This window comes from Microcystis sp. M_QC_C_20170808_M9Col (genome assembly GCF_007095495.1).
In the GTDB taxonomy this organism is placed as follows: domain Bacteria; phylum Cyanobacteriota; class Cyanobacteriia; order Cyanobacteriales; family Microcystaceae; genus Microcystis; species Microcystis aeruginosa.
In genome coordinates this window covers 1-5,520 of record NZ_SFBZ01000025.1, presented here as the reverse complement: position 1 = coordinate 5,520, position 5,520 = coordinate 1, and the positions used below count along the sequence as shown (strand labels likewise).

Here is a 5,520-nt window from a genome sequence, read left to right as displayed (position 1 = left end):
GACTCTTTGACTAACTTGATGTACGGGAATCTGACGATTTAAAAATAAAGTCTCACAAGCTGGGGCTACCATATTTTCGACAAAACGTCCCCATTTACCGCCAAGATTACCAATTTCTTTACTGAGTCTGGTAATTTGGCGATCAGTTGCTTGAAAGCGTCGCTCGGTTTCTTTTTGAGCTTCTACTAATTCGGCTAATAATCTCCAAACGTCATCGGCGGTGGTGGTCATAATTTTTCCTCTAAATTAACTTGACACTAACCCGATTATATCTTGTTTGAAGGATAGAGCCTGATGGCAGATAATGAAATAGTAGCGATTTTTTTTAATATGGCGGATCGCAATTGTAAGTCGAAATGGCTATCGATCATAGGAATTGGCGAAGATGGCTTAGAAGGGTTAAGTTCGGTGGGGCGAAGTCTGCTTTCTTTAGCATCAGTTATTGTCGGTGGTGAACGTCATCTGGCAATGTTACCCCCAGAGGATCAACGGCAAAAACTGCTCTGGACTTCTCCCATCCAAGACTCTGTTAACGAGATTATCCGCCGTCGTGGTCAATCCGTCTGTGTTTTGGCCAGTGGTGATCCCATGTGCTACGGAATTGGTGTCACCCTCACCCGTCAGATTCCCCTTGAGGAAATGACGATTATTCCCTCTCCTTCTGCCTTCAGTCTTGCCTGTAGTCGTTTGGGTTGGCCGCTGAGTGAAGTGGAAACTTTGAGTTTGTGCGGTCGGCCTCCGGCTTGGTTGAATGGAGTGCTTTATCCCGGCGCTAAACTGCTGGTACTGAGCGCCGATGCCCAGACTCCGGCGATCGCTGCTCGGCTGCTCCGGGAGGGAGGTTTTGGCGAAAGTTCCATCACGGTTTTAGAACATCTAGGGGGAACCCGAGAACGCCACATTCAAGGCATCGCCAACGATTGGCAATTTACAGAGCTGGCGGATTTAAATGTCATCGCCATTAGCTGCATCTCCTCCCATCCCCCCACCCGGGCGCCGCGCCTTCCAGGACTGCCGGATTCTGCCTACCATCATGACGGACAGTTGACAAAAAGAGAAGTTCGTGCTATCACTCTGAGTACATTGGCTCCCCTACCCGGACAATTGCTCTGGGATGTGGGGGCAGGTTGTGGTTCCATTGCCATTGAGTGGCTGCGTAGCGATCGCCGTTGCCAGGCTATTGCGATCGAACATCATCCCACCAGATTACAATACATTGCCGATAATGCCGCCGCCCTGGGAACGCCCCATCTGCAAATCGTCGCCGGAATCGCACCGAGCGCCCTGGAAGATTTACCGCAACCGGACGCTATTTTTATTGGTGGCGGTATCACCACACCCCACCTATTGGAAACCTGTTGGTTAGCCCTGCGCCCCGGGGGTCGTCTTGTTGCCAACACTGTTACAATTGAAAGCGAATTAGTCCTCTTGCAATGGCATAGTAAATTAGGAGGGGAACTGCTGCGAATTGGCATTGAAAAAGCCGAACCAGTCGGCAAGTTTTTAGGTTGGAAAGCAATGGCCACCGTAACCCAGTGGACTGTTCTGAAACCGAGATTGTAAATCCTTGATTTTGTCCTTGCTCTCTCTTGCAAAAGTTGTCAATAGAACTTTTTGCTCTAATTCCTCTTCTTCTGGGCTTTGTCGATCGACTAAACCGCCACTCATCTTCTTGTCCTAATTCCAGTTGATAGTCTTATTATAATTATAGTTCCCAAAATTAGACAAAAATTTTCTAGGAACCAACGAAATTTTCAATCGTTATCATCAAAAAAATTAAATCTTTATTGTCCAATGCACAAGTTATCCTATTTGTCAATATTTTTGTACTAATTGCCACATAATACAAATGCTCGCTATAATAGAATTAAGTTGTTGACAGTTGTTGACATTTTCTAGTTTTAACTTTTAACTTAGTCTCATGGTTTCGCAACTAGATAAAACTAACGTCACTGAAATTATCTACCCCGATAGCGATGGTCAACCCATGGCGGATAATACCCTGCAATTTCGTTGGATTACGACAATTAAAACTAATTTAGACTGGCTATTTCGCCAGCAGTCTGATGTCTTTGTTGCGGGTGATTTACTCTGGTATCCTGTGGAAAATGATAATAAACTGCGTCAAGCGCCGGATATCATGGTGGTTTTTGGGAGACCAAAAGGGGAAAGGGGTTCCTATCGACAATGGCTCGAAAATAATATTAGTCCCCAGGTGGTTTTTGAAATCCTCTCTCCGGGTAACACCCTCACGGAAATGGCCAAAAAACAGCTATTTTATCAGCGTTATGGGGTCGAGGAATATTATCTTTATGATCCCCATAAAAACGATGCCAGTGCTTGGATAAGAGGCGAAAATCAGCTAGAAATTCTGGAAACTCTCGATAATTGGGTTAGTCCCCGTTTAGGAATACGTTTTCAGTTAGGAGAACCGGAAATGTTGCTTTTTTATCCCGATGGACAAGCTTTCACTAGCTATAATCAGGAAAAACAACGAGCGGAACGATTAGCCAATAAACTGCGGGAATTAGGCCTTAATCCTGACGAAATCTAAGTTTATCTCTTGATCGCAGTTTAAAGTTAATCTTTGTTAAGAGACAACTAAAAAATAGCCATAGTGGGCTATATGTATTTTCAGTATGATGAAGTTAGTTGGCTTAGTACAAAAAAAGGTGGGCAAGTCCCACCTTTATCACTAAACTATTGTCCTTGCTCCACTGCTGCCACCATCAATAAAGTCTTGAGGACAGAATCAGGATTAAGACTGATAGAATCGATGCCTAATTCCACTAAAAATTGAGCAAATTCGGGGTAATCACTGGGGGCTTGACCACAGATACCGATTTTGCGATTATGGGCTTTAGCGGTTTCAATGGCCATTTTCACCATGCGTTTAACTCCCTCATTCCGTTCATCAAAAAGATGGGCAACCAGGGCAGAATCCCGATCTAATCCTAAGGTTAATTGGGTCAAATCATTAGAACCGATCGAAAATCCGTCAAACACCTGAGCAAATTGGTCGGCAAGAATTACATTACTTGGTAACTCACACATCACATAAACTTGCAAACCATCAACCCCGCGTTCGAGACCATTTTTCGCCATTTCTTCGAGGACTCTCATCCCTTCTTCGGGGGTACGACAGAAAGGAATCATCGGAATCACATTAGTTAATCCCATTTCTTCCCGGACCATTTTCAGCGCCCGACATTCCAAAGCGAAAGCCTCGCGATAATTAGGATCAGTATAACGGGAAGCGCCGCGCCAACCGATCATCGGGTTTTCTTCCTTGGGTTCAAAGGGTTTGCCACCCAATAAATTAGCGTATTCATTGGATTTAAAATCGGACATCCGCACAATTACATCTTTGGGGTAGAATGCGGCTGCAATCATGGCAATTCCCCGGGCCAATTTATCGACGAAAAATTGGGGTTTATCCTCGTAGTGTTTGGTTAATTCGGCGATTTGGTCTTTTACGTCTCCTTCTTCCAATTCGTGGAATTTCAGCAAGGCGCTGGGGTGGGCCTGAATATGGTTAGCGATAATAAACTCTAGACGGGCTAAACCGACCCCTTGGGCAGGAATATCGGCAAAAGCGAAGGCTTTTTCGGGATTACCGATATTCATGAGGATTTTTGTCCGAGTTTGGGGCAAATTGTCCAGGGGAGTTTCAAGAATTTCAAAGGGTAGCAATCCGAGGTAAACTTTCCCTTCATCCCCTTCCGCACAGCAAACGGTGACTTCCTGACCGGTTTTAATCGTTTCCGTGGCATTATTGCAACCCACGATCGCCGGAATGCCCATTTCTCGCGCGATAATAGCGGCATGGCAAGTACGACCACCCTGATTAGTAACGATCGCGCTTGCTTGTTTCATAATCGGTTCCCAGTCGGGATCCGTGCGATTGGTGACGAGAACTTCTCCCGGTTTAAAGTTGTTGATTTTGTCTACACTGAGGATGACTCTGGCTTTTCCTTGACCGATTGCTGCACCTACACTTCGTCCCACCGCTAAAACTTGACTTCTTTGCTTAATTTCGTAGGATTTAAGGATATTAGCTGCTTTTTGCGATTGTACGGTTTCTGGACGGGCCTGAACGATAAAGAGTTCTCCCGTGATCCCATCTTTTGCCCATTCGATGTCCATGGGGGTGTAGGTTCCGCGCACTTGCGAGTAATGTTCCTCGATTTGGGTCGTCCAACGGGCTAAAGTGAGGATTTCCTGGTCACTAATGCAGAATTGATCCTGTTCTAGCTTGTTAACTCGGATATTCTTGGTTAGACGCGATCCTCCATCATCGTAGATCATCTTGATGGCTTTACTGCCGAGGCGTTTATCGAGGATGGGTTTGTAACCGTTTTTAAGAGTGGGTTTAAAAACCAGATATTCGTCGGGGTTAACGGCTCCTTGCACGACATTTTCCCCTAAACCGTAGGCTGCGGTGATTAAAGTGGCATTTTTGAACCCTGTTTCCGTATCGATGGAAAACATCACCCCAGAGGTGGCTAGATCTGAACGCACCATTTTTTGGACACCGACGGAAAGGGCGACGGCAAAGTGATCGAAACCGTTATGATGACGGTAGGAAATAGCGCGATCGGTGAATAAAGAGGCAAAACATTTATGGCAAGCTTCTAAAACTCCCCTTACCCCTTGCACGTTGAGATAGGTTTCCTGTTGTCCGGCAAAACTCGCTTCTGGTAAGTCTTCGGCGGTGGCGCTTGAGCGAACGGCCACATCTATGGAATGATAGAGATCATCGCCATAACGTTCACAGAGTCGGCGATAGGCAATAGCGATCGCATGACTTAAATCATCGGGGAACGGTGTATTTAAGATTAATGTGCGTGCTTGTTTACCTTTTTCTTGCAAGTTCTGCACATCATTTTCGTCTAAATCTTGGAAAATTTGTCTTAATTGTGCGTCTAGTCCGGCTTTTTCGACAAAGTGACGGTAAGCGTAAGCGGTGGTGGCGAATCCTGTGGGGACATTAATCCCTTTCGGGGTTAATTGTTGGATCATTTCGCCTAATGAGGAGTTTTTCCCACCGACTAATCCCACGTCTTTGCTGTCTACTTCTTCAAACCACAGAATTAATGCTTGTTCTCTAGAGGTTCTCGCAACATCTTGTAGTAGCATCATAAGTATTTTTACCTCTGTACTTTATACTTTCAGTTTAGCGACATACCATCTTCAAAAATCCTTGAGTTTGATATTTATTTACAAAACTCTATAATAGCCAACTCAGCCACGCTCACCCTATCTCTAAAGGGGTTAATTGTCTAGGTACTTAACACAAAAATTAACAAACTAATCAGGAGTCTCAACAGTAACTTTCCTCAATGATAGCCTTAGTTATCTCAAAATAGTTACAGCAGTTATCTCAATGGTGAGATAAGTAGGTGGGTGGAATTAAATATAAGATGAACGTAGCGACTGTCTTGATTGTCAAGGGGTAACTCAAAAAACAATCAAGGAGTTGCTGTCGAACCTAAAATCTCAAGCCAGAAAAAAGCGCAG

4 protein-coding genes are annotated in these 5,520 nt (G+C 44.8%); 2 read left to right on the top strand and 2 right to left on the bottom strand.

What is annotated here, in order from left to right:
* On the bottom strand, positions 1 to 231 hold a 231-nt coding region (locus EWV68_RS01690), incomplete at its 3' end, for a DUF3782 domain-containing protein (RefSeq protein WP_287168602.1).
* Positions 232 to 294: 63 nt separating this feature from the next.
* Here EWV68_RS01690 and cbiE point away from each other — a divergent pair.
* Positions 295 to 1,563, top strand: a complete 1,269-nt coding sequence (gene cbiE, locus EWV68_RS01685) for a precorrin-6y C5,15-methyltransferase (decarboxylating) subunit CbiE (protein WP_081106823.1) — start codon at positions 295 to 297, stop codon at positions 1,561 to 1,563.
* 358 nt (positions 1,564 to 1,921) lie between these two features.
* On the top strand, positions 1,922 to 2,554 hold the full coding sequence (locus tag EWV68_RS01680) for a Uma2 family endonuclease (protein ID WP_061432619.1): 633 nt from the start codon (positions 1,922 to 1,924) through the stop codon (positions 2,552 to 2,554).
* A 146-nt stretch (positions 2,555 to 2,700) separates the two neighbouring features.
* Here EWV68_RS01680 and ppsA read toward each other — a convergent pair whose 3' ends face one another.
* The gene (gene ppsA, locus EWV68_RS01675) at positions 2,701 to 5,142 is read right to left on the bottom strand and encodes a phosphoenolpyruvate synthase (RefSeq protein ID WP_061432620.1); all 2,442 of its coding nucleotides are present in this window, start codon (positions 5,140 to 5,142) and stop codon (positions 2,701 to 2,703) included.
* Positions 5,143 to 5,520: the final 378 nt, after the last annotated feature.